We start from the raw sequence: 25672 nt of genomic DNA, 5'->3' as shown, positions 1-25672 counted from the left end.
GTTCCGATAAACCCAATGTACAACTTTACAACGATCAGAGCACCTCCGGCGTGTTCTGATGTTCCCAACATACGTAACTCAACTGTATATACCAATCAATTTATATCAATCAATTAATATAGATTAATTTATATAGATCAGTTATGACGCCAAATACACGATCACATACACAATTACGTAAATAACTGAAATTGTACGTGAAAAAAAACGGCATCCGAAGATGCCGTTTTTATTTCGTACGCACAACTTAGTCTTCTTTGATTGGTTGCCCGACCATAGCATCGACTCGTTCACGCAACTCTTTACCAGGCTTGAAGTGTGGCACCCGCTTTTCCGGCACCATTACCTTGTCCCCTGATTTCGGGTTGCGACCAATCCGCGGCGGTCTGCGGTTTAGCGCAAAACTGCCAAAACCACGAATCTCAATGCGCTGACCTGTCGATAAAGCATCGCCCATTGCATCAAGTATCGTTTTGACCGCGTAATCCGCATCCTTAGCAACCAGCTGCGGATAACGCTCGGCCAAGCGGGCAATCAGCTCCGACTTTGTCATTAGCGTGCTCGCTTAACTATTTCTTAGTTCTTGTTGTCGAATTTAGCTTTCAACAACGCACCCAGACTTGTTGTACCGGAAGCAGCGTTAGAGTCTGTAGTAGACATCTTCTGCATTGCTTCTTGTGTTTCAACATTGTCTTTTGCTTTGATCGAAAGCTGAATACCACGTGCTTTACGATCAACGTTGATGACCATTGTCTCCAACACATCGCCAACTTTCAGGTGAGTACCGGCATCTTCCACGCGATCGCGGGAGATTTCGGAAGCGCGCAAGTAGCCTTCAACTTCTTCAGACAATTGAATCACAGCACCTTTAGGCTCAACCGACTTAACCGTACCAGTTACCAGTGAACCCTTGTCGTTCATTGCTGCGAAGTTGTTGAATGGATCGCCTTCCAATTGCTTGACGCCCAGAGAAACACGCTCGCGCTCAACGTCGATAGCCAATACGATGGCTTCCAGCTCGTCACCCTTTTTAAAGCGACGGACTGCTTCTTCGCCAGTTTCTGTCCATGACAGATCCGACAGGTGAACCAAGCCATCGATGTTACCGGCCAGGCCGATGAACACGCCGAAGTCAGTGATCGATTTGATCGCGCCACGGACTTTATCGCCCTTCTTGTGGGTGATCGCAAAATCGTCCCAAGGGTTAGCTTTACATTGCTTCATACCCAGGCTGATACGACGACGGTCTTCGTCGATTTCCAGAACCATGACTTCAACTTCATCGCCCAATTGAACGACTTTGTTTGGTGCCACGTTCTTGTTAGTCCAGTCCATTTCTGAAACGTGAACCAGACCTTCGATACCTTGCTCGACTTCAACGAATGCGCCATAGTCAGTCAGGTTAGTGACTTTACCGAACAGACGTGTGTGTTGTGGATAACGACGTGACAAACCGGTCCAAGGATCGTCGCCCAATTGCTTGACGCCCAACGAGACACGGTTTTTCTCTTGATCGTATTTCAGAACCTTAGCAGTGATCTCTTGACCGACTGTCAACACTTCTGATGGGTGACGCACACGACGCCATGCCAAATCAGTGATATGCAACAGACCATCGATACCGCCCAGATCCACGAATGCGCCATAGTCAGTGATATTTTTGACTACGCCATTAACGATGGTGCCTTCTTTCAGCGTTTCCATCAGTTTTTGACGCTCTTCGCCCATCGATGCTTCGATTACAGCGCGACGTGACAACACAACGTTATTACGCTTACGATCTAGCTTGATGACCTTGAATTCCATGGTCTTGCCTTCGAAAGGCGTCGTGTCTTTAACAGGACGCGTATCGACCAGCGAGCCCGGCAAGAAAGCACGAATGCCGTTTGTCAGAACAGTCAGACCGCCCTTAACCTTACCATTGACAGTACCAGTGACGATCTCGCCAGACTCCATCGCTTTTTCAAGCGAGAGCCAAGATGCCAGACGTTTAGCTTTGTCACGCGACAGGATTGTGTCGCCGAAACCGTTTTCCAGCGATTCAATAGCAACGGAGATGAAATCACCAACGTTTACTTCGAGTTCGCCGAGGTCATTTTTAAATTCTTCAATTGGAATGAACGCTTCTGACTTCAGGCCGGCGTTGACAATAACGAAGTTATGATCAAGACGAACGACTTCAGCAGAAATCACTTCACCAGAACGCATGTCTTGACGTGACAGCGATTCTTCAAATAGTGCGGCGAAAGCACTCGCTTCGCCAGAGGTAGAGGACAGAACAGTGATTGACATAGGATTTGACTAGTTTTGCCAGTATTGCGACGCATTCAAACGACCTAAATAATAAACTCTTAGATAAGCACAACAACCAGAATACGATCAATAAAGGGTTAGGTTTTTAAATGTCCGATCCAACTTTGCGACGGATCGAACAGCTAGGTACAACGAATTAAACAACATCTACTGAACAAATATTGTGATGCCACCGGTTTAAATAGCGTTCGACATGTGTCGAATGTTTATTTAACAGGCGCTACTTTTAATGTTTTTTGACGCTTTACTCATCAGATATTGCAATATTGCCAAGGCATCGCGATAAAAATCAAAAGCGATTGCGGTTGATGCTGACGTAATTCTTAAATAATCCTTAAGTAATGCGTGCAAGGCAACCAACATATTGCCGCACCATCCGCTCAGCCACACAACCAGCAACACATTACAGCTTGATGACTGGCTTCACTGACGCATACCAACCAAGTACTTGCTCAACCGCTTGTTCCGCGGTGAGTTCCGAAGTATCCAGAAGAAATGCCCCTTCAGCAGCTTTAAGTGGCGCAGAACTGCGATGGGTATCACGGTCATCACGCTCACTCAAATCATTTGTGAGGTCTTGCATATTAGCAGAAATTCCCTTGTCAATCAATTGCTTGTAACGTCTTTGCGCTCTGGCTGCAACACTCGCTGTCAGAAATACCTTCAGCACAGCATGCGGAAAAATCACCGATCCCATGTCCCGACCGTCCGCGACCAGGCCTGGTGCCTTGTGGAAGCCCAGTTGTAATCCGTAAAGGGCTTGCCTGACTGGCATCAACGCAGCGATTTTTGATGCAGTGTTACCAACTTTTTCTACTCGAATGGCCTCAGTAACATCTTCTTTAGATAAAAATATGTGCGCGCCATCGAATTGGCAGTTCAAATGCTCAGCTACCTTTGCAAGCGCATGCTCGTCATTAAGGGCCGTATTTCGGCGTATCGCTGACAGCGCGGTGAGGCGATACAACGCACCTGAGTCAAGGTAATGAAAGCCCAGGCGCTGTGCTACTTTTTGTGCCACCGTCCCTTTTCCTGAAGCGGTTGGTCCGTCAATAGTAATGACGGGTGTCTGAGAATTAGGCATGAAGAGTCAAATTGTTAATAAATAGGAAAATGGGGGTTGTCGTAGCTCTTAATATAAAAAACGACGTACAACATCAGATTGTCGCGCATGCAACGTTATTAGGGAATCCTATCGAAAAATATCGCGTAAACAAAAACCAGCGCAATCGCCACTGTCGCAACCGTAGTTCAAACCAACGGCTCAAAGATGGCTTGCAAATCTTCCGCTGTCAGTTTCACATTTAGCGCTTCACCGGTGGTGCCAAGGATGGCTTCAGCCAACGCTGCTTTCTTGCCTTGTAAGGCCTGAATTTTTTCTTCTACCGTGCCTTTAGCAATGAGCTTGTATACAAATACCGGTTTATCCTGGCCAATTCGCCAGGCGCGGTCGGTTGCTTGCAGTTCAGCCGCCGGATTCCACCATGGATCGTAATGGATAACTGTATCGGCTGCGGTTAAATTCAAACCCACGCCACCGGCCTTCAGACTAATCAGAAAAACCGGCACGTCACCGTCTTGGAAGGACCGCACTACAGCGCCACGATCTTTTGTCTCGCCTGTAAGTAATGCGTAGCTAACGTTTGCGGCGGTCAGCGCTTCAGCGATCAGTGCCAGCATGCTGGTAAATTGAGAGAAGATCAAAATTCGCCGATCCTCCTGACGCAACTCGTCCACCATCTCCATTAACTCTAACAACTTAGCGGAAGGAACATGCGTTGATCGGGCACTTTCGTCGGTCGACGTCTTTACCAACCGTGGATCGCAGCATGCCTGCCGCAGTTTAAGCAATGCCTCCAAAATAATGATGTGACTGCCGGCCACGCCTTTGCTCTCAATTGCTGCACGGACTTTTTTATCCATCGCCAGCCGCACCGTCTCGTATAGATCACGTTGCGGACCGGAGAGTTCGACATGCCGCACCATTTCCGTTTTGGGCGGCAATTCGCTCGCCACGGCATCCTTGGTTCGGCGCAACAAAAATGGCTTGATTCGTCGTACCAGCAGCGCTCTTCGACTATCGTCAGCGTATTTTTCTATCGGCGTACGGAAATCTCGATTGAAGTCTTTTTCTGATCCCAACAAACCCGGCAACAAGAAATGGAACTGCGACCACAGTTCACCTAAGTGATTTTCAAGTGGCGTTCCAGTCAAGCATAGCCGATGCCGTGCTTTCAACAGACTTAAACTTTGTGCCGCTTTCGAACGCGGATTTTTTATATAATGCGCCTCGTCCAAAATCAACAAATGATACTGATATGCACGTAAACGCTCTTCGTCGCGCGGCAACAGTGCATAAGTAGTCAGCACGATATCGACGTCATTGATTTGATCGAAATAGGCCAGCCGCTGTTTTCCCTGCAATACCAGGACTTTCAATCCTGGCGCAAAGCGTTCTGCCTCTTCCTGCCAATTCGACATCAGACTGGTGGGCGCGACAACTAGCGCAGGCGATGTCAATCGACCCGCATTTTTTTCGATCAAAATATGTGCAAGTGTCTGAATGGTTTTGCCCAAGCCCATATCGTCAGCCAAAATACCCGCAAAATCATATTCGCGCAGAAACTGCATCCAGGACAAACCTTCGCGCTGGTAATCGCGCAAGGTCGCCTGTAAACCATCCGGCACCGCCACTTGCTGAACGCCGCCAAAACTGTTGAGTTTTTTGCCGACCTGACGCAAACGATCTCCACCCATCCAGCGTAACTCGGCATGACCTTCCAAATCCGCCAGACGTGCTGCATCGAGCACTGAAAGACGGACAGAATCGCCTACTCTATCGGTAAAATACAACTCACCTAAAGTACTCAAAATAGGTTTGATGCGACCCCACGGTAACGCTACGCGTAGTCCGCTTTCCAGTTGCATCAAAAACTCTTCATCATCAGGGCGTTGCGCCAAAGCGCGCTGATTAAAGTCATCCGGCGCTTGCCGGATCAAATCAATTAACAGTGGCAACAGAGAAACACGCTCTCCCTTGACGACTATGCCCAACGCCAGATCAAACCATGGATTGCCAGCCGGATCGGCATCCACTTCGGGCGTGTGACTGCCTTGCATATCACCATCTTGCCCATCATCTTCTCGTGTTTCCCGATGATTCGCATCATTGATATCAGCGTACCAATCCTCAATTTCAGCGACATCAAAACGATAGTCAGGTGATTTATCTATCTTCCAGCCAGCCGCAATTAACGCAGGCAAATCTTGTTTAGCAAAGTGTAGCCATGCTGCTTCGCTTTGCATCACGAAAGGAGGATTACGGCGCATAAGAAAATGATTATCGTCACTGACCTCACGCAGCTTCACATCCAGTAATGTTTGAATAGCTGCATTTTCCAGACTCTGATTACGCAAAATCTTTTCAACGCCCTTTGGACTATTGCGCTGAAATATGGGACTAAATTCCGTCGTGACAATCGCGCCATCGTAGGAAAAAAATAGTTGCGCAAAATCGTGTATCACCCCGTTATCGTCAGACACGCTGTCCAATACCAATATCGGCTGCGGCGTTATTGCCTCCAGCACAGAAAAAGGAATATCGACCGGCATCGGGATCACATCACTGATACCCTGGCTGAGTAATAATTGTGCGACTTGCCGCTTGTTGCCGGCGTCAATCAGCGGTGCTTGCGCGACCACATTAATCAAATCCTCTTGCGCAATATGATGAAAGGCCGAAGGTAACCTCAGTTCGCCGCAAGAAAGATTATCGATGTACCAAGGCGGTGCGGTCGGTAAAACGTAGTCAATTGTCTCGCCATGTTCAGCGGTGGAATCCGTGCTATCCGATCCATTTGACACAAATTGCCAAACCAGTTTAAACACCTCTCGCGGCACCTCGATTGCTGTCTTAGTCGATTGACCGAGAGGTCGTGCCCATTTTGTATGAGGCGCTTCACGCGGCTCATCCAGGGACTCTTGCTGGCGCTGCTCACTCCATTGCAGAGTCGCATCGCGCGCCTCTGACAATGATAGAAAATGCGCCTGTCCTTTACTTAAGTCGGTAGACGAATTGGCCCACATCAAACTCTTCTGTTCTAATAATAACCGCAATAATTGCGCGCCCAGTTTTCCGGTTAGCTCACAGTTGTTTTGCTGAACTTGAGATTGATAGTACGGCGTACCTTGATTTTTTCGGCTGACCAGCGCGATAAATAAACTCACCGTATCGTGATCAATCTCAGGCAAAAAATCACGGATTGCATTGTAGAAATTATAGTTATCGCCAAGCGGTTTGATCGCACTGAAGCGTCCATCTTTTCGCAGCCTTGCTTTGCATAGATAGAGCAGAACCTGCTTGCCATTTTGTGTCGGCACGAGTGCAAAAACAATTTGATAATCGGATGATACTGCCGCGCGATGCATTGAGATCGCCATCGGCTTGACAACCAACTCTTCCTCTACCCTTTGCAACCAGTTACCGATCACGCGCGGCAGTTGCGCGCCGGTAATTGGCTGACTGTTGGCGTGATTTAACGCTACGTTAGTCGACGGCTTGGCACGTTCCAAATACTCGATCAACACCGCTGCAACGTGTTTGCAGTTATAACCTATGGGGCAAGAGCAAATACCCTCGACATTGAGCCTTCCGCCGTTGTCAGCGAGTGTGATTTTTTGATCGTATGTATTGCTCCGACTTCCTCGCACGCGACTCGTCAGGCCATTCCGGCCGTCGTCATCTAGGACCATCACGCGTTGCTGCTGGACGTATTCCTGAGCACGTGCGATGGTCGCGTCCGAGACCGATCTGGCGATATCTTCGATAGCAAAAGGAATAGTCAGCATGTCGCCTTACAGTAACTTTTGCTCAGCGAGCTTGGCAAAGACCTCAAAATAATCCGGAAATGTTTTTGCCACACATTTTGGATCGTTAATCCGTACCGTCGTACCACGCAGCGCTGCCCCATCAAGGGAGGCAAGTGAAAAACACATCGCCATACGATGATCATCATATGTATCGATCGTGGCCGGTTGCATAGTCGTCGGCGGCGTAACCCGCAGATAATCTTCGCCCTCTTCGATGGTCGCACCCAACTTGCGCAATTCCGTTGCCATGGCACTCAGGCGATCAGTTTCCTTGACCCGCCAACTGGCAATATTGCGCAAAGTACTGGGACCGTCCGCGTATAGGGCAGCGATCGCAATCGTCATGGCCGCATCCGGGATATGATTAAAATCGGCATCGATAGCCTTCAAGCCACCGTTGGATGACACTTCGATCCAATTATCGCCCATCGTAATATTGGCCCCCATTTGTTGCAAGGTCTCAACAAAACGGACATCGCCCTGAATACTATTATTGCCGACCCCCTCCACTCTCAACGGACCACCCGTAATAGCGCCAGCGGCCAGAAAATAGGATGCCGATGAGGCGTCGCCTTCGACATGAATCGTGGCGGGGCTTTGATATTGTTGACCGGCTGCAATGAAAAACGACTGCCAGCCTTCACGCTCAACTAAAATGCCAAACCGTTGCATCAGATTTAATGTGATCTCAATGTATGGCTTAGAAATCAATTCACCGATGACATCAATCGTTACCGCATGATCTTGCGCCATTAACGGTGCAGCCATCAGCAAAGCGGTCAAAAACTGGCTCGACACATTGCCGCGCACCGACATCCGTTGCGCATGTAACTGACCGCGATGGATGTGCAATGGCGGATAACCCGGAACGCCTGTGTAATCGATCCGGGTACCGATAGCATTTAACGCATCGACCAGATCGCCGATTGGTCGCTCATGCATTCTCGATACGCCGTGCAACGTATAGTCGCCACCCATCGCTGCCAAAGCGGCCGTCAATGGCCGAATCGCGGTACCCGCGTTGCCCATGAACAAGTCTGCATGATGGATCGGAAAACGTCCGGCACAGCCGTGAATGGTGTAGTTTTGCGACCCCTCCGCTTGCTCCCAGTCGACTCCCAATTGCTTCAACGCCATCAGCATGACAAGCGTGTCATCAGAGGCCAGCAGATCGTGAATTTCTGTCGTGCCATGTGCCAGCGCGGCCAACAATAGCGTGCGATTGGAAATACTTTTAGAGCCGGGTAATTTCACCGTGCCCTGACATTTCACGACCGGATGTAAGTCGATATATTTCGCATAGTGCTTTTTGGTCTGTTTTGTCTGCTGGTTCTGCATTAATCTCCACCTTCCTTGTTCTGTTTTTCCGCCGCTTCGATGGCGCTGATCCAACGTTGGCGCGCTTGTTGCGCATTCTGATAAATAGCCTCAAGACCCGCACCGTCGCGAGATGCCAGCAAAGCACGTACTTCCGACAACTTTATCTGATAAGCATCAAGCTCTTGTAACAATGCGTCCTGATTTGCCAGTGAGATATCCCGCCACATTTCCGGCGATGATCCGGCGATACGTGTAAAGTCCCGGAAGCCGCTGGCTGCATATTGAAACAACACATCAGCGTGCGGCTTACTGGCAATATCATCGACCAGCGCATACGCCAACACATGCGGCAAATGACTCACCGACGCAAATACCACATCGTGCTGAGCGCTGGAAAGACGGTGAATATGGGCACCGCATTGCTTCCACGCATTAGCAACGCGCTGGATATCTGCTTCGCTATTTTCCGGCAACGGCGTCAGTACGACTTTTTTACCCACGTACAAACTTGCAATGGCAGCGCCCGGACCGTTACTCTCTCGTCCTGCGATAGGATGACCGGGCACAAACTGCCCGATTTTTACACCCAGAGCCAAGCGTGCCGATGCTTCGACATCGCCTTTGGTACTACCCGCATCGGTGACGATAGTGCCGATTTGCAAGTGAGGCTGAATACTGGCAAGGATCGCTCCGGTTTGAGCGACAGGTGCCGCAATCAATACCAGATCGGCGTCCGCAACGGCATCCGCCACCGACGTTGCGATGGCGTCAATAATGCCGAGCTCTAGCGCACGTTGCAATGAGGCGAGACTCCGTCCCGCACCCACAATTTGCTGGACCATGCCCGCTTGCTTGAGCGCCAATCCAAATGAGCCGCCAATCAGGCCGGCCCCAAAAATAGCAATTTTCTTAAACACGATGAAGGCTTCGACAGGAATGGAAAAAAGATAAAGTGACAACCGTCCCGATTACATCAAGCTAACAAGGACTTTAGCGCTGCGATAAAAGCAGCATTTTCATGCGGCAATCCTATTGTGATCCGTAACCATTGCGGCAAGCCATAATTTCCCACCGGCCGAACGATGATGCCCTGCTTCAACAAAGCCATATTGACACGTGAACCGGCGTCAACATCGTCACCCACTTTAACCATCACGAAATTACCGAACGATGGCACGTAACTCAGTTTCAGATCGTCAAACGCGGCTGTCAACTGCGCGTACCCAGCGGCATTAATTTCTGCGCTGCGTTGCAAGAATGGTTTATCGTTCAGCGCTGCAACGGCTGCCGCCTGTGCCAACGAATTGACATTGAACGGCTGACGAATACGATTCAGCAAATCGGTGATCGCAGGTTGTGCAATGCCAAAACCGATACGCAACCCCGCAAGTCCATACGCTTTCGACATCGTGCGTGAGACTAATAAATTCGGGTATTGACGCACCCAGGCAATTGATTCGTATTGCAATTCCGGCGGTAAGTATTCGTTATATGCCTCATCCAGAACGACCACGATATGGGCAGGTACTTGCTGCAAGAAAGCCTCAAGTTCCGCTGCCGGAATAAAGGTTCCGGTTGGATTGTTCGGATTCGCGATAAAAATCAAACGCGTGTCATCCGTAATCGCCGCCGCCATCGCCAGCAGATCGTGACCGAAATCTTTAGCAGCCACCACAATCGCACGCGCGCCGACCGCCTGAGTCGCCAGCGCGTACACGAGAAAGGAATACTCGGCATACATTGCGGCTTGACCCGGCTGCACAAACGCATGGGTAGCAAGTTCAAGAATATCGTTACTGCCATTACCCAGCGTAATCCACTCTGCTGGTACATCATATTTGGCCGTAATAGCGGCCTTCAATTCAAACCCGTTAGCATCCGGATAGCGGCCAATATCAGCGACCGCTGCTTGCATGGCCAATTTGGCAGATTCCGGCATACCCAGCGGATTTTCATTAGAAGCTAGCTTAATGATCTTCGCTTCATCAAGCCCGAACTCGCGCGCAACTTCAGCTATTGGTTTGCCACCTTGGTAAGGCGCGATGGCACGAACGTAATCTGGCCCTAATTGAATCGACATCGTGCACTTTCTATAAAAATAGTAGTAAATTTTCAGTCATTGTATTGCGTGGCGCAAGCCATGACAGTCTCAGCCTTTAGCCTTCGCCACTGATCATTCAATACGAGCAGCGAAGTCAGGCACAAAGTCAGTAATAAAATCAAACGCTAAAGACTCAGCGGATATGATCCGAGCAACTTGAAAAAAGCCGCATTTTGCTTAAGTTCGGTCAGTGCCTTGGCCACTTTTTCGTCCTGCTCGTGGCCCTCGACATCAACATAAAAATAATATTCCCATGCACCCATGCGCGCTGGTCGCGACTCAAAACGACTCATCGATACTCCATGACTTGCAAGTGGCGACAACAGGCTGTACACCGCACCGGCTTTGTTTGGTACCGACAACACCAACGAAGTTTGATCCTTGCCACTCGGGGTTGTGTGTAGTCGGCCAACCACTGCAAAACGTGTACGGTTGTGCGGATCATCCTGAATATGCGCGCTGACAATTTGCAAACCATAAGTCTGCGCAGCAATCTCACCAGCAATTCCGGCCACCGTCGGATCTTCACTCGCCATGCGGGCCGCTTCAGCATTCGACGCCACCGCGAGCCGCTCAATATTCGGATAATGCTGATTGAGCCATGCGTTGCACTGCGCCAGCGCCTGCGAATGTGCGCAAATCCGCGTGACGTGATCTGTGGTTCCGTCTTTGGTCATCAAGCTGTGATGCACCGGAATAGCCACTTCGCCGCTAATCCGCAATGTCGTTTGCAAAAGCAAGTCGAGCGTCCGGTTGATAACGCCTTCGGATGAATTTTCAATCGGTACTACGCCAAAATCCGCTGTTCCTGATTCCGCAGCACGGAACACTTCGTCAATCGACGCACAGGCCAAGCCGTCAACCGCATGCCCGAACTGCTGATATACAGCTTGCTCGCTAAACGTGCCAGCTGGTCCAAGATAGGCGACCGTGACGCGCTTTTCCAGCGCTCGGCATGCCGACATTATTTCCCGAAAAATCGTTTGCACATCGCCCGATTGCAAAGGGCCCGGATTGCGGTCCGCGACACTGCGCAATACCTGTGCCTCACGCTCCGGTCGAAACACGGGGGCGTTGGTTTCAGCTTTTACATGCCCTACTTCTTGCGCCAACTGGGCACGACTGTTTAACAGCACCAGAATTTGCGCGTCAATGTCGTCAATTTTCTGGCGTAGCGGTAGAAGTTTTTGCTGGATCATGGTGGTCGGTCGCGTCGCTTTCTTGCGTCTTTATTGCGGAATCGGTTTCTTGCCTGCTTTGCTGTGCTATTACCGCATTGCTACTCTGTTTTTGCTTCGTTTTTGCTCTGAAGTTCCTAATGTCATTTCTGACGCTTTATTAAAACGACTAAAATGCTGTCAAAGTTTTGATTGCCAGAATTGGAGCATGTGGCTTAGGTTCATGTCGACCGAGAGATTGAGGTGCTATTTGCCTCGTCCGCTGCTTTGGGCCAACACTAAGCTTACCGTTTAACTAACCCAATTGTCATGCACTTTCACTTTAGTCGTTATTTGGTCGGCTCAGCCCGTTTTTCGAACTCTTTCAAATAAGCGACCAACGCTTCTACGCCCGCGATTGGCATCGCATTGTAAATCGAGGCGCGCATTCCACCGACCGATTTGTGTCCTTTGAGCTGCACCAAACCCCGTTCTTTTGCGCCGATCAGGAACTCGTCGTTACGAGACTCGTCCTGTAAAAAGAATGGAACGTTCATACGCGACCGGCAATCTGGCGCAATCTTGGTTTGGTAAAAACTGGTTGAATCCAGATAGTCGTACAACAAACCAGCTTTAGCGATATTACGCTGCTCCATTGCTGCCACGCCACCTTGCTGCTTGAGCCACTGAAATACCAGACCAGCGATATAAATCGCGTAAGTCGGTGGCGTGTTGTACATGGAATCATTGTCGGCAACGATTTTCCAGTCGAAAGCGGAGGGACAACCCGGCATTGCGTGACCGAGCAAATCTTCACGTACTATCACGATGGTTAAACCGGCTGGACCGATATTTTTTTGCGCGCCACCATAGATCACACCGTATTTTGAGACATCCACCACACGCGACAAAATATGTGACGACATATCCGCCACCAATGGCGCACCGTTGGTTTCTACCCTGACATCAGGGGTAAATTGATATTCGACACCATCAATAGTTTCGTTGGTGCAAATATGTACATAGGCAGCGTCTTGCGACAATTTCCAGCTCGCGCGCGGCGGAATCTGTGCAAATTGTTGCGACTCTGATGACGCCGCCACATTGACCTCGCAATAACGCTTGGCCTCCTTGATCGACTTAGTCGACCAAGATCCGGTATTGATGTAATCGGCAGTTCCGGGGAGTAAGTTATCCGCGCTCAGACGTGCAGCCAGATTCATTGGGATGATCGCATTTTCGGCGATGGCACCACCTTGGAGAAACAAGATTTTATAGTTATCAGGAACGGCCAGCAGTTCGCGAAAATCGCGTTGCGCGGCGTTCAGTATCGACATAAATTCGCTGCCGCGATGACTCATTTCCATGACCGACATGCCGCTACCGTGCCAATCCAACATTTCTGCAGCAGCTTGTTGTAGCACTTCTTTAGGCAATACAGCAGGACCAGCAGAAAAATTATAAATAGGCATGTTGACACTCGGCAAGGGAAGCTGGGGACAGCGAGATTTTGAAAAATTTAATAAACTGCAGAAGAAGTACAAGCAACCGAAGAGGTATCTTCACCACGCACACCACCGTGATGATCCAACTCTCCCAAACAACAATCCGGTCAAGTAAGAGAAGCATTCTCCTGATTGACCGGATTTTCTAACGAAAATTACGCAGGATCGGCAGGACCGCTTTCATCGCTGTCACCAGCAACATTATCACCTGCAACGTCAGGAGCAGAAGGTGCTTGCGCTTCCGGCGAACCATCAGCTGTTGCGCCTTCTTCCGTAATACTCTCTTCAACGTCACTTTCCATTACCCGCTGCAAACCGCTCAGCTTAGTGCCGTCTTCGACTGCGATCAGGGTAACGCCTTGCGTCGCGCGTCCCATTTCACGAATCTCAGCAACCCGCGTGCGGATTAGTACGCCACCGGTTGTGATCAGAATGATTTCATCGCTAGGCTCAACCAGCGTAGCGGCAACAACTTTACCGTTGCGCTCGCTAGTCTGAATCGCGATCATTCCCTTGGTTCCACGACCATGACGCGTGTACTCAGTAATCGGAGTACGTTTGCCGTAACCGTTTTCCGTCGCGGTCAAGACCGATTGTTGTTCGTTTTCAGCAACCAGCAAGGCGATAACTTGTTGTCCATCTTCCAGATTCATACCGCGCACACCACGGGCGGTACGACCCATCGGGCGCACATCATTTTCGTCAAAACGCACTGCTTTGCCGGAGTCCGAGAACAACATGACATCGTGTTGACCGTCAGTCAGCGCTGCGCCAATCAAGAAATCGCCCTCGTCCAGATCCACCGCAATAATTCCTGCTTTACGCGGATTGCTAAAGTCGGATAGCGGCGTCTTTTTGACTGTGCCAAGGCTAGTCGACATAAAAATGTAACGATCTTCCGGGAAAGTCCGGTTATCGCCCGACAACGGCAATACAACAGTGATTTTTTCACCATCTTGCAACGGGAACATATTTACAATCGGCTTGCCGCGTGAATTGCGCGAACCTTGTGGCACTTCCCAAATTTTCAGCCAATACAAACGACCACGGTTACTAAAGCATAAGATGTAATCGTGCGTATTGCCGACGAACAACTGATCAATCCAGTCATCCTCTTTGGTTGCCATTGCCTGCTTGCCGCGGCCGCCACGCTTTTGCGCGCGATACTCAGAAACCGGTTGTGATTTCATGTAACCGGTGTGCGACAACGTCACCACCATATCTTGCGGCGTGATCAGATCTTCAGTGCCGAGATCAGTTGGATTCAACTCAATCTGCGAACGACGCTCGTCTTTGTTACCAATGCCGTATTCATTTTTGGCTGCGTTCATTTCGTCAGTAATGATGACGGTAACGCGCTCTGGATTCGCCAAAATATCGAGTAAGTCAGCGATAGTAATCATCACATCTTTGTACTCGTTGACGATCTTGTCTTGCTCCAGGCCAGTCAGACGTTGCAAACGCATTTGCAGAATTTCTTGCGCCTGATCGTCCGACAGCTTATACAAGCCATCAGTTTGAATACCGTAATGCACAGGTAAATTTTCGGGACGGAATGCGTTAATACCAGCCGTATTTTCTGCACCGGTCCGTTGCAACATATCGCGCACTACCGATGAATCCCATGAGCGCTCCATCAAGCCAGCTTTCGCCACTGGTGGCGTCGGCGCTGCCTTGATGATAGCGATGAAATCATCGATGTTGGCTAATGCGACTGCCAAACCTTCCAATACATGGCCACGCTCACGGGCCTTACGCAACTCAAAAACGGTACGGCGCGTGACCACTTCGCGACGATGCGAGAGAAAGCATTCCAGCATTTGCTTCAGGTTCAGAAGTTTCGGCTGACCATCAACCAGCGCCACCATGTTCATGCCAAACGTGTCTTGCAACTGCGTTTGCTTGTACAGGTTATTAAGTACGACTTCAGCGACTTCACCGCGCTTGAGTTCGATCACGACGCGCATACCTGACTTGTCGGACTCATCACGCAGGTCAGAAATACCTTCGAGCTTTTTGTCGCGGACCAATTCAGCGATGCGTTCCAGCAACGCCTTCTTGTTAACCTGATACGGCAGCTCGTCGACGATGATCGCAGTCCTGCCTTCGCGACCGTATTCTTCAAAGTGCGTCTTGGCACGCATTACCACGCGGCCACGGCCTGTGCGATAACCATCGCGCACGCCAGTAACGCCGTAAATAATTCCGGCGGTCGGAAAGTCCGGTGCTGGAATAATTTCGATCAGTTCATCAATGGTCACACCGGGATTGCGCAATACATGCAGCGCACCGTTGATGACTTCGGTAATGTTGTGCGGCGGAATATTGGTCGCCATACCTACGGCAATACCAGACGAACCATTGATCAACAGGTTGGGAATCCGCGTCGGCAATACCGATGGTTCTTTTTCCTTGCCATCATAGTTAGGGACGAAATCAACAGTATCTTTATCGATATCTGCCAAAATTTCGCTGGCTATTTTGTCTAGTCGGCACTCGGTGTAACGCATCGCAGCAGCGCCATCACCGTCGATGGAACCGAAGTTACCTTGCCCATCAACCAGCATATAGCGCAGGGAAAAGCTCTGGGCCATACGCACCAGGGTGTCGTAAATCGATTGATCGCCATGCGGGTGATATTTACCCATGACTTCACCGACCACACGCGCACATTTCACGTAGGGACGGTTCCAGACATTATTCATTTCATGCATGGCAAACAAAACCCGACGATGCACCGGCTTGAGGCCGTCGCGTACATCGGGCAGCGCACGCCCAACGATGACGCTCATAGCGTAATCGAGGTAGCTCTTGCGCATTTCGTCTTCGAGGGAAATCGGTATTGTTTCTTTAGCGAATTGATCCATTAGCGAGTCGGCGAGTCTTTACTTAGGTTGATAGATCACGGATAAAAGCTGACCATGGTCTGGCATTCCTTTTTAATAACTATCGGGTGACTTTGATGGATTCACTAAGAATCATCAAGTTCAGCCGGGAATGCAGCCAAAGGTTCACATTAAGACGCGTGATTTTAGCACGTGACGCTCGCTGTTCGGCTTTTCCCAAAGTCAGCAGTTAGACATAACACGCTAAATGGATGTATTGCCCACAATAAATATGCTTAAATGCAACCCATCAAAATCATCACGCCCATCAAATTAATCATCATGTCCGCTTATTTTTGGTATCACCCTCAGCACCACCATCTTTTCACTTTTTAGTAGCTACCTTTAGGTCGGCGTTTGCGCCAAGTCTCATTTCGTTCCATTGAGCGCAGAACACCGTTACCAAAGTCCGAAACAATGTCACAACCGCCATTTCGCTCAGGAACATATTTATGCGTCAAGTATTCGCGCTTAGTCTATTAATAGGCGCCACCTCTCATTTTGCGCCAACCATTGCGTTTGCCCAGAGCGCCGACATTCAAGTGCCTCCTTCAGGTAACGCTTATCTTCAGGACAACCGCGGTCCCATCGCACGTAGCCAATTTGGCCTTTGCTGGCGCTCTGGATATTGGGACGATCAAGCCGCCATGACCGGCTGTGATGGACAACTCGCACCGCCCATTATGAAAGCAACGGCACCTGAACTGATCAAGCTAACAACAGCCGAACCAACAGAGCCGCCAATTGCCCCTATTCAGTGCAAATTTTCTACAATTCTCAACGGTGACCAAACATTTACTTTCGGAAAAAGTACGCTCAAGCCTGCTGCTGGCGAGCAAATTGACAAAGATGTTCTGCCGCAATTACGTCACTGCGGGATAATAAATGCTATAACAATAACAGGACATACTGACCGACTCGGCACAGACAACTACAACAAACAATTATCTGAACAACGGGCAAAAAGCGTAGCTAATTATCTAAAGAACAAAGGAATTGTTACCAGAATAACCATCATAGGTGCAGGAAAATCTCAGGCAGTGACGATTTGCAGTGAAAAATCAAGTCGCAGCAATCTGTTGAAATGCCTGGCACCCAATCGACGAGTAGTCATTAAAGTGCAATAAAACAAGCTTCCAGTCATAAATAATTCGTATAGTTCTGAAAACCAATATATGATGATGTCCGCAGAGATGTTTTCAAATTAGCATGTTGTGCGAAAACAACGAAGCGAGAAAAACGTGGTGCTAGCTTTTGCCATACTTAGCTACCAATAGAAGCCTGTGGCAGAATGATGCCTAGTGCCATTGCATGTAGCCAATTTCACATGTAACAGCTCGAACCACGTGGTATTATCCAATTTTTGATGTCGTATATTAGTTGCGCAGTTAATCTGCGGATATCTCAACCGAGAGGAGAAACATGAATAAATTAGCAAAACTCGTCTTCGCTGCGTCCGCAGTCGTCGCACTGACTGCCTCCGCGCAGGAAATTAAAGATATCCAAGCTAAAACCCCTACCAGTGCTTATGTACAAGATGCGCGCGGCACAATCGCTCGTGATCCGTACGGTCTGTGCTGGCACACTGGCTACTGGACACCTGCTGATTCAGTACCGGGTTGTGATGGTGAATTAGCACAAGCTGCTCCAGTTCCTGCTCCAGCTCCGGCACCAGTTGCTCCAGTCGCCGCTGCTCCAACTTCACAAAAAGTTACTTTCGCTGCTGACGCGTTCTTTGACTTCGACAAAGCTGTCCTGAAGCCAGAAGGCAAAGCGAAGCTTGACGATTTGACTTCTAAACTGGGTGGATTGAACCTGGAAGTCATTATCGCTGTCGGTCACACTGACTCTATCGGTTCGGTTGCTTACAACCAGAAACTGTCGATCCGTCGTGCTGAAGCTGTAAAAGCATATTTGGTTCACAAAGGTATTGAATCAAATCGTGTTTACACCGAAGGTAAAGGCAAGTCACAACCGGTCGCTGATAACAAGACCGCTGCTGGCCGCGCTAAAAACCGTCGCGTTGAAATCGAAGTCGTTGGTACATCCAAGTAATCGATTTAAGCACGATCAAAAAACCTTGCTTCGGCAGGGTTTTTTTTCGTCCTTTTTTGCAACTCTGTGTCTGACTTTTATTTCCAACACCTCCCTCCGTTATTACTTGTGCGTATTGCCTTTTAACATTATCTACAGGCGTTCACATTCCGTAATAACATCCAATGGTGCATCTTTGCTTTGCCTTCCCCTCGCGATTGCTCGCTTGCGTCATATTTTTGCGTCAGATTCCTGATAGATGTATGCTTCATTTAGTCACCCACAAAATGGCGATTTAGACAAAATAGACTGCCAGCCAAAGGAATTCCGCAAACTACTTAATTCCAGCTATCATTATGTCTATGAACGTTGACCAATCAGAAGTCCAAAAATTTAGCGATCTTGCTCACCGTTGGTGGGATCCAGATGCTGAGTTTCGCCCATTGCATGAAATCAATCCGCTCCGTCTTGAGTGGATTAACGCGCGTGCCGCCCTTACTGGAAAAAAAGTCCTCGATATCGGCTGCGGTGGCGGCATCCTGGCAGAATCAATGGCAAAAAAAGGCGCCATTGTCACCGGGATCGACTTATCAGAGAAAGCCCTCAAAGTGGCTGATTTGCATGGCTTGGAATCCGGCGTCCAAGTGCATTACGAAAAAATTGCAGCCGAAGACCTGGCAGTGCGTGAAGCGGGTCAATTTGATATCGTTACCTGCATGGAAATGCTGGAGCACGTGCCCGATCCGGCATCCATTGTCAGGGCTTGCTCTACTTTGGTGAAACCTGGTGGCAAAGTATTCTTCTCCACCCTGAACCGAAATCCAAAATCGTATCTTTTCGCCATCCTCGGTGCTGAATATCTATTACGAATGCTGCCAAAAGGCACGCACGACTACGCAAAATTTATCACGCCTGCCGAATTATCACAGTTTGCCCGCAACGCTGGATTAACGGTGGATAGCCTAAAAGGGATGAGCTATAACCCGATTACCCGCATCTATTCACTCAATCAAGATATCAGCGTCAACTATCTGATTGCTTGCACCCGAGCGGAAAAATGACGTTGTTTAAACCAACGTCTTCAGCCAACCTCACAATTCTTATCCTCCGCCTCACTCCGGGCGGAAACTCTTTGCTGTAATGATTTAGATAACCCATGCAATGACCATTCGTTATGCGGGGATACCTTAGCGTCAGTCGTACTAACTACTTTTCGATAATCTCCACAAAATCTTATGCCTTTGCCAATACCACGTGCGATTCTTTTTGACCTTGATGGCACGCTTGCCGATACTGCACCGGATCTGGCCGCGGCGATGAACCGGCTTCAACTTGAACGCGGCTTATCAACTACCGCATATCATGCGTTGCGGCCTTTTGCATCTGCCGGCGCACGTGGCCTGATTGGAGTCGCATTCGGTCTTAAACCTGGTGACGATGGTTATGAAGACTTGCGCGTTGCATTCCTGGATAACTATGCGGCTTCGCTCGCAGAAAAAAGCAGTTTATTCGACGGCGTTCCGGCACTCCTCCTGGATTTGGACCAACACGGTCTCACATGGGGCGTCGTCACCAATAAAGCCGCGCGATTTACAGATCTTTTGATCCCACAAATAGGCCTACAACACGCTGGTTGCGTGATTTCTGGCGATACAATGGCGCATCCGAAACCGCACCCCGCTCCTCTATTAGAAGCTGCCCGACGCTTGAATCTGGCGCCGCACGAATGCTGGTATGTTGGTGACGATCTGCGCGATATTCAAGCCGGACGTGCCGCGGGAATGCCAACGGTTGCGGCAGCGTGGGGTTATTGCGGCCATGCAGAGCCGGTCACATGGAACGCAGATGCACTCGCCGATACACCCTCCGCATTAATGGGACTGATACAGACATCATTGGCGCAATAAGCACAACCCAAACACCTATCAAGAGCGGCATGTGAGTCTGCAAATGCATACCGCACTTGATTGGGCGGGGTCTCACGCCCGGCTGCTTTCGACGCGCTTTCAGCTCACATTCAGGCACCGTTAAATATCAAAATCATGCCCGGTCAGGCAAAAATCTGGCCCGTGCTGCCGCGTCCAAACTTCATCGTTGACGAAGTCGACTCCAACTAACACTCTGGCAAACAATCCACTCTGGCGGTATATTGATAGTCGTCGCTCAGCAAGGATACCTCTATGACCAATTCGAATCGCACCATTTGGCTTCGCCGTACTCTTCGCTGGACAGGTTTTACCGTTGCTGTACTTGCGGTTTTAGCTGCTTTAAGCTGGGTTGCAATACCGCTGACAAAACATCTGGCCGAGCAACAAATCGAACAGCAACTTGGTCGCAAGGCGACGATCGGAAACATAAGCTTCAATCCGTTCACCCTAACCCTCAACGCTTCAGACTTCACGCTATACGAAATTGACAAAATAACACCCGCCTTTGCAGCAAAAAATCTGTTGGTCGATGCTTCCGTCACGTCGATTTTTAGGTTAGCGCCGGTACTTCAGGAGGTGACTTTATCCAGTCCCAACGTGCACATTATTCGTACCAGTGCTGAAGGCATCGGCCGCTATAATTACTCCGACATTATTGATCGCATATTGGCCAAACCGAAGACCGCGGGAGAAACACATTTCTCAGTAAAAAATATTCGGCTGGAAAACGGTGCTATTACCTTTGACGACAAAGTGACGGATAAACAGGTCAATATCACAGCGCTTAATATTGGCGTGCCGTACATCTCCAATTTTGACAGCGCGATAAATTCCTTCGTACAACCGAGCCTGTCCATGAAAGTGAATGGATCGCCATTCGAACTGAAAGGTCGCTCTAAACCTTTTGCCAGCAGCCTCGATACAGCGCTGGTAATCGATATCGATCAACTCGATGTTGCCAGTTATGTGGCCTTTTCACCAGTGCCGTTACCTCTCATGATTCAGAGTAGTAAACTATCGACCAACCTCGACCTCACTTTCGTCCGCGCCAAGGACAAACCAGAAATTAACCTCTCTGGCGACATTAAACTCAGCGACGTCTCGCTCGCCGACAAGCACGCCGCACCGCTTTTCAAAGCCCAGACCATAGACGCGCACATCAATAAATTTGACGTTCTCACAGCGAGCGCTACTATTGGAAAAGTAAATATTCAAGCTCCCGAAGTATGGGCTGCGTTGAATGCAGACGGCGCTCTCAATTGGGCCGCACTCGCCACCAGCAAGTCGTCTTCCAGCAACACGCCAGGCACTGACAAAGCCGACGTAAAAGCTGCCAAATCCGCACAGCCATCACCTCAATTCACTTTGGACCAGTTCACTATTCATGAAGGTATTATTAATTGGTCAGATGCCGCAAACGCCGCGCCCACCTTCAACACACAATTAAAAAACCTCACTGTTGATGTCAAAAATCTCTCACTCGCTGCCGATGCAAAGCCAGCCACGATCTCCGCATCAATAGTCGCCGCCGAAGCGCAGGAAATAAAATTTAATGGTCAAGTCACACCCGCAACTGCCTCAATCAACGGCGAAGCAAGCGTTGATGCACTTCCACTGGCGCAATATCAACCGTATCTTAACAATACACTAGCCGCAAATTTATCCGGCCAGTTAACACTCAAAACAGCCGTCGCGATCAGCGGTGCTAAAGTGGCGTTAACGCAACTCAACGCCGAGGTGGGCGACGTAAAACTTACCGCTAAATCGAGCGCGAACGGTAGTGTGCAAATTAAAAAAATCAAACTTGAGGACGCAACGATCGATACCGAATCGCGCACCTTCAATGCTACCGCGTTCACCTTGGCGGGCGTGCAAGCTGACGTACGTCGTGACGCGAAAGGTAACATCAATCTTCAGCAATTCATCAAAGCTGGCGAATCCAAATCCAAAACAGTCAAAGCACCAACTGTAAAAACAAAAACAACAGATCCAGAATGGGTAGCTAATCTGAATAGCATTGCAGTCACTGACAGCACGCTTATTTATAGCGACAAATCCGTTACGCCACCCGTTAATTTACGTGCTGATGGATTTAACTTAAAAGTCGACAACGTATCCAGCAAGCGTGACAAGACAGTCAAAATCGCGCTACAAACCCAACTTAACAAAAGTGGAAAATTATCCGTAAATGGCAATGCGTCGCCACAGTTTAAGACCCTTGACCTTGCCATCGATGCGCAAAGTCTGCCGGTTGCAGCGCTGCAGCCTTATTTCGCAGATCTGTTAAATGTCACTCTATCTTCCGGCCAGGCCAACGCCAAAGGCAAACTTCTGCTGACGCCACCGTTAGGAAAAAATCCGCTGATTGCACGCTATAACGGGATGCTGCGTTTGACCAATTTCCGCGTTATTGATAAAGAGAATGGTGCGGACTTTTTGAAATGGAAATCACTTGATGTGAGCGGAATCAATGCCAACATCGACGGATCACATCAGACCATCAACCTGGGCAAAATCGCCCTTGACGATTTTTATACACGCGCCATCCTATCGCCCGAGGGAAAATTAAACTTCCAAGATATCGTGGTCTCGAAATCAGGCAAGAAATCGATCGTCACCGAACCCGCCACGACATCCGGCCCCAAAAAAACCGACAGCTCGGCATCGGAAATAAAAGCCGCGGCCGCACCGGAAAGTGGTGTGAACAACCCCATCAAAGGTGATGGCAAGGTCGTCGCCGCAACACCACCAACACAAGACGATGCAAATACACCGGTTATTCGGATCGGCCAAGTCGTCTTAAACAACGGCAACGTTAATTTCACCGATAATTTTGTTAAGCCGAACTACACGGCCAACATGACCGGCATGACCGGAAGCGTGGGCGCTGTTGCATCGGACAAACCTGCGCCAGCTGCAATTGACCTCAAAGGCAAGATCGATAATGATGCGCCGGTGGCTATCTCCGGATCACTCAATCCCTTATTCAAACCCATGTTTTTGGATATCAAAGCCAGCGCGGACGGCGTCGAACTACCGCGCCTGACACCGTATGCCGCTAAATATGCTGGCTATGCGATCGTCAAAGGCAAGCTGTCGATGGATGTAAATTATAAAATCGAAGAACAGCAACTGACGGCGCAAAACCATGTCCGCATAGATCAACTGACATTTGGTGACAAAATCGATAGCCCCAGCGCCACCAAACTTCCCGTTCGGTTAGCCGTCGCGTTACTGAAAGACCGCAACGGTCAGATCGACATCAATCTACCAATTTCTGGCTCATTATCAGACCCGCAGTTTTCTGTTGGCGGCATTATCTTGCGCGTCTTCATTAACCTGATCGCAAAAGCCGTTACCTCTCCGTTTGCGTTACTCAGCTCCGCATTCGGTGGCGGCGACGAACTGGGATATGCCGAGTTCAAGCCAGGTTCAGCGATGTTGACCGCTGCGACCACGACCAAACTCAATACGCTCACCAAGGCACTGCTGGATCGTCCTGCATTGAAACTAGACATCATCGGGCGGGTTGATCCTGCAACCGACAATGTCGGTTTGCGTCAAGAGATACTCAATAACAAAATCATCGCATTAAAACAAAAGAACACCGGCACGAAAGGAAAATCGGATGCAGAGGCTGATGACGCTGATGCAGCATCGCCATCAGCACCGACTGCAATCGCCCTGACCGATGCGGATAAAACGCAATACATGGAGAAAGTCTACAAAAACGAAAAATTCGACAAGCCAAAAAATGTCATTGGATTCTCGAAGTCTTTACCAGTGCCCGAAATGGAACAGCTAATACTCACTAATACCAAAGTGACACCGGATGACTTGCGGTCATTGGCAGATCAACGTGCGCAAGCCGTCCGTATCTATTTAGAAATCAAAGGCAAAATTCCTCTGGAACGGATTTTCCTAATCGCGCCCAAGCTCACAGCCGATGGCATCAAAGATAAAGGCGCCCCAAGTCGTGTCGATTTTGCGCTGAAATAAAATGCCTACAGAAACAGTCTTGTGTTTTGATCAAGGAAGATCGGGATGGAATAATAAGCGACTTCTTGTAGCAGGTGAATTTCATTCGCCGCGCGTTAGAAGGGCTAGCAACCCGATCCCCAATGAACAGCGATGAAGGCGCATAAAGTTGGTGCAATCATCACCAACCGCATCATAAGCGACCGTTCAAGCATTTAAGCTAGCCTTGCAGCAGGATTGATCGCTGCATCAAGGCCGAATGCTCACTGCTGAATGCGATTGTTTACACAACGGACCTCAAATGGCCCATTGAATTGACCACAATCGTCCGATAAGCGATAAGAATAGCTGCCGGATTTATGCATCAGCGGTTTAGCGCTCGCTCGCCTCAACCACAGCCCCTTTTCCCGGTAACAACTGCGCGTGCAAATTTTTCACATCGCCAGCCTTCAGCGTAAACAGCAATTGGTGCCGCTCCCCTGCAACAATCGCGCAACTGCTGCGACCGTCCGAGTTATCCACAGCCACCACCTGATCTCCCGAATGGAGAATAAATGTCGCCTTTTGGTCTGCATCAAATTGGTGGACTAATTGTTTATTCAAATACACACCGATCATACAGCCAGGATTAGGATGCGCAGGATCACGCAATATCACCACGGTCCCAAAACCGGCCTCTTCCGGTTTTGGATCAGGTGACTTTTCAATTTTTTTAGGGATGGGTGGCAAGCTTACCGCAACAGGGTCGCGCTGCACTTTAGCAACCTTCTCAGAAGGCCCCGAAGTCGATGACCCGCATCCGGCGACTGCAAAAGCAATCAGTATAGAAAATAGTATGAGCTTCATTATTTACTTTTTTTTAAGTACGTGAAGGGCGCTATCACAGCAAATTATTTCGCGGTCTAATGAATAGTACTACCGCACAGAAATGCGCGGACGCATCATATTTCGATAGCCACAATTTTACCAAAACTATGTCACTTCTCCGCATCGAGAAGTTTTTTAAGCCAGCAAATACACATCAAATTCATCGCCAATTCTTTAAACAAAAAGCATGCGCTAATAATATGTCCACTTTTTACGCCACCACGCGTTTACTGAGAGACACCGAATTGCGCTACAATAGCAACTGCTTGGGGGCGACCTGGTTTCGACAGGGGCTACAAAGCAGCGCAGGGCATACCGAGGGCTGGCTACCTCGTAAATACAACCAGAAAAACTATAACTGCAAACGATAACTCGTACGCACTAGCCGCTTAATAACCGGTTAGCTCTACACCATCTCGTCTCTGGGGTGGGCTGGTCAAACAGCAGTAGAGTCATTTACAGAGAATCGCTTTTAGTCGGGTTACTTGGCTAAAAGTTAAATTTAGGTAACTCGTCTGAACGAAGCGTGTGCGTCCGCGTCGGTTGGGCTAAATCAAATGACAGCACTAAGTATGTAGAACTGTCTGTAGAGGGCTTTTGGACGCGGGTTCGATTCCCGCCGCCTCCACCACTAACATGTTTCAAGAAGTTCAAAGAAAGTCAAAAAACCGCATAACTCCCTGTGAGAATGCGGTTTTTTATTGTTTCACCTTCC

The 25672-nt window shown here is 49.2% G+C and carries 16 protein-coding genes and 1 other RNA gene; 6 read left to right on the top strand and 11 right to left on the bottom strand.

Going from position 1 to position 25672, the window contains the following annotated elements; all coding sequences use genetic code 11:
- Window positions 1-247: 247 nt before the first annotated feature.
- The 10 genes from RGU75_RS11065 to gyrA all read right to left on the bottom strand — a co-directional run bounded on the left by RGU75_RS11065 (window position 248) and on the right by gyrA (window position 16132).
- Complete coding sequence (locus tag RGU75_RS11065) at window positions 248-553, bottom strand: integration host factor subunit beta (RefSeq protein ID WP_168051627.1); 306 nt, start codon at window positions 551-553, stop codon at window positions 248-250.
- Window positions 554-576: 23 nt separating this feature from the next.
- Window positions 577-2292, bottom strand: coding sequence for a 30S ribosomal protein S1 (gene rpsA / locus RGU75_RS11060; RefSeq protein WP_205322108.1), 1716 nt, complete (start codon window positions 2290-2292; stop codon window positions 577-579).
- 424 nt (window positions 2293-2716) lie between these two features.
- Window positions 2717-3397: a (d)CMP kinase gene (gene cmk, locus RGU75_RS11055; protein ID WP_322235841.1), complete on the bottom strand. Its 681-nt coding sequence runs from the start codon at window positions 3395-3397 to the stop codon at window positions 2717-2719.
- Between the two features lie 167 nt (window positions 3398-3564).
- The gene (locus RGU75_RS11050; protein ID WP_322235839.1) at window positions 3565-7161 is read right to left on the bottom strand and encodes a DEAD/DEAH box helicase; all 3597 of its coding nucleotides are present in this window, start codon (window positions 7159-7161) and stop codon (window positions 3565-3567) included.
- A gap of 6 nt (window positions 7162-7167) precedes the next feature.
- A complete protein-coding gene (gene aroA, locus RGU75_RS11045) occupies window positions 7168-8520 on the bottom strand; it encodes a 3-phosphoshikimate 1-carboxyvinyltransferase (RefSeq protein WP_322235837.1) in 1353 nt (450 codons plus the stop codon).
- A complete protein-coding gene (locus RGU75_RS11040; protein WP_322235835.1) occupies window positions 8520-9419 on the bottom strand; it encodes a prephenate dehydrogenase in 900 nt (299 codons plus the stop codon). The genes aroA and RGU75_RS11040 overlap by 1 nt, the downstream gene beginning before the upstream one ends.
- A 56-nt stretch (window positions 9420-9475) precedes the next feature.
- Window positions 9476-10582 carry a histidinol-phosphate transaminase gene (gene hisC / locus RGU75_RS11035; protein ID WP_322235832.1) on the bottom strand — a complete coding sequence of 369 codons (1107 nt, stop codon included), beginning with the start codon at window positions 10580-10582 and terminating at the stop codon, window positions 9476-9478.
- A 146-nt stretch (window positions 10583-10728) separates the two neighbouring features.
- Complete coding sequence (gene pheA / locus RGU75_RS11030; protein WP_322235830.1) at window positions 10729-11802, bottom strand: prephenate dehydratase; 1074 nt, start codon at window positions 11800-11802, stop codon at window positions 10729-10731.
- Between the two features lie 308 nt (window positions 11803-12110).
- Window positions 12111-13232, bottom strand: a complete 1122-nt coding sequence (serC, locus tag RGU75_RS11025; protein WP_322235828.1) for a 3-phosphoserine/phosphohydroxythreonine transaminase — start codon at window positions 13230-13232, stop codon at window positions 12111-12113.
- A 188-nt stretch (window positions 13233-13420) separates the two neighbouring features.
- The gene (gene gyrA, locus RGU75_RS11020) at window positions 13421-16132 is read right to left on the bottom strand and encodes a DNA gyrase subunit A (RefSeq protein ID WP_322235826.1); all 2712 of its coding nucleotides are present in this window, start codon (window positions 16130-16132) and stop codon (window positions 13421-13423) included.
- 470 nt (window positions 16133-16602) lie between these two features.
- Here gyrA and RGU75_RS11015 point away from each other — a divergent pair, with 470 nt between their 5' ends.
- The 5 genes from RGU75_RS11015 (at window position 16603) to RGU75_RS10995 (ending at window position 24111) form a co-directional block, all read left to right on the top strand.
- Window positions 16603-17277 (top strand): OmpA family protein, encoded by a 675-nt coding sequence (locus RGU75_RS11015; protein WP_322235824.1) that lies wholly within the window; start codon window positions 16603-16605, stop codon window positions 17275-17277.
- A gap of 295 nt (window positions 17278-17572) precedes the next feature.
- On the top strand, window positions 17573-18205 hold the full coding sequence (gene ompA / locus RGU75_RS11010; protein ID WP_322235822.1) for an outer membrane protein OmpA: 633 nt from the start codon (window positions 17573-17575) through the stop codon (window positions 18203-18205).
- Between the two features lie 341 nt (window positions 18206-18546).
- The gene (gene ubiG, locus RGU75_RS11005; protein ID WP_322240451.1) at window positions 18547-19245 is read left to right on the top strand and encodes a bifunctional 2-polyprenyl-6-hydroxyphenol methylase/3-demethylubiquinol 3-O-methyltransferase UbiG; all 699 of its coding nucleotides are present in this window, start codon (window positions 18547-18549) and stop codon (window positions 19243-19245) included.
- 174 nt (window positions 19246-19419) lie between these two features.
- The gene (locus RGU75_RS11000) at window positions 19420-20091 is read left to right on the top strand and encodes an HAD-IA family hydrolase (protein ID WP_322235820.1); all 672 of its coding nucleotides are present in this window, start codon (window positions 19420-19422) and stop codon (window positions 20089-20091) included.
- Between the two features lie 273 nt (window positions 20092-20364).
- On the top strand, window positions 20365-24111 hold the full coding sequence (locus RGU75_RS10995; RefSeq protein WP_322235818.1) for a DUF748 domain-containing protein: 3747 nt from the start codon (window positions 20365-20367) through the stop codon (window positions 24109-24111).
- A gap of 351 nt (window positions 24112-24462) precedes the next feature.
- On the opposite strand, the gene RGU75_RS10990 is transcribed toward RGU75_RS10995, so the two are convergent.
- Entirely contained in the window at window positions 24463-24936 is a 474-nt protein-coding gene (locus RGU75_RS10990) for a hypothetical protein (protein WP_322235816.1), read from the bottom strand.
- A 289-nt stretch (window positions 24937-25225) separates the two neighbouring features.
- On the opposite strand from RGU75_RS10990, the gene ssrA reads away from it, so the two are divergent.
- Window positions 25226-25588: a transfer-messenger RNA gene (ssrA, locus tag RGU75_RS10985) on the top strand.
- Window positions 25589-25672 lie beyond the last annotated feature (84 nt).

It is taken from the genome of Glaciimonas sp. CA11.2, assembly GCF_034314045.1.
In the GTDB taxonomy this organism is placed as follows: domain Bacteria; phylum Pseudomonadota; class Gammaproteobacteria; order Burkholderiales; family Burkholderiaceae_D; genus Glaciimonas.
This window is presented reverse-complemented; position numbering and strand designations above follow the sequence as displayed.

Coding starts and splice junctions, on each gene's coding strand:
- RGU75_RS11065 (WP_168051627.1), bottom strand. CDS start 553: ATGACAAAGTCGGAGCTGATTGCCCGCTTGGCCGAGCGTTATCCGCAG.
- rpsA (WP_205322108.1), bottom strand. CDS start 2,292: ATGTCAATCACTGTTCTGTCCTCTACCTCTGGCGAAGCGAGTGCTTTC.
- cmk (WP_322235841.1), bottom strand. CDS start 3,397: ATGCCTAATTCTCAGACACCCGTCATTACTATTGACGGACCAACCGCT.
- RGU75_RS11050 (WP_322235839.1), bottom strand. CDS start 7,161: ATGCTGACTATTCCTTTTGCTATCGAAGATATCGCCAGATCGGTCTCG.
- aroA (WP_322235837.1), bottom strand. CDS start 8,520: ATGCAGAACCAGCAGACAAAACAGACCAAAAAGCACTATGCGAAATAT.
- hisC (WP_322235832.1), bottom strand. CDS start 10,582: ATGTCGATTCAATTAGGGCCAGATTACGTTCGTGCCATCGCGCCTTAC.
- pheA (WP_322235830.1), bottom strand. CDS start 11,802: ATGATCCAGCAAAAACTTCTACCGCTACGCCAGAAAATTGACGACATT.
- serC (WP_322235828.1), bottom strand. CDS start 13,232: ATGCCTATTTATAATTTTTCTGCTGGTCCTGCTGTATTGCCTAAAGAA.
- gyrA (WP_322235826.1), bottom strand. CDS start 16,132: ATGGATCAATTCGCTAAAGAAACAATACCGATTTCCCTCGAAGACGAA.
- RGU75_RS11015 (WP_322235824.1), top strand. CDS start 16,603: ATGCGTCAAGTATTCGCGCTTAGTCTATTAATAGGCGCCACCTCTCAT.
- ompA (WP_322235822.1), top strand. CDS start 17,573: ATGAATAAATTAGCAAAACTCGTCTTCGCTGCGTCCGCAGTCGTCGCA.
- ubiG (WP_322240451.1), top strand. CDS start 18,547: ATGAACGTTGACCAATCAGAAGTCCAAAAATTTAGCGATCTTGCTCAC.
- RGU75_RS11000 (WP_322235820.1), top strand. CDS start 19,420: ATGCCTTTGCCAATACCACGTGCGATTCTTTTTGACCTTGATGGCACG.
- RGU75_RS10995 (WP_322235818.1), top strand. CDS start 20,365: ATGACCAATTCGAATCGCACCATTTGGCTTCGCCGTACTCTTCGCTGG.
- RGU75_RS10990 (WP_322235816.1), bottom strand. CDS start 24,936: ATGAAGCTCATACTATTTTCTATACTGATTGCTTTTGCAGTCGCCGGA.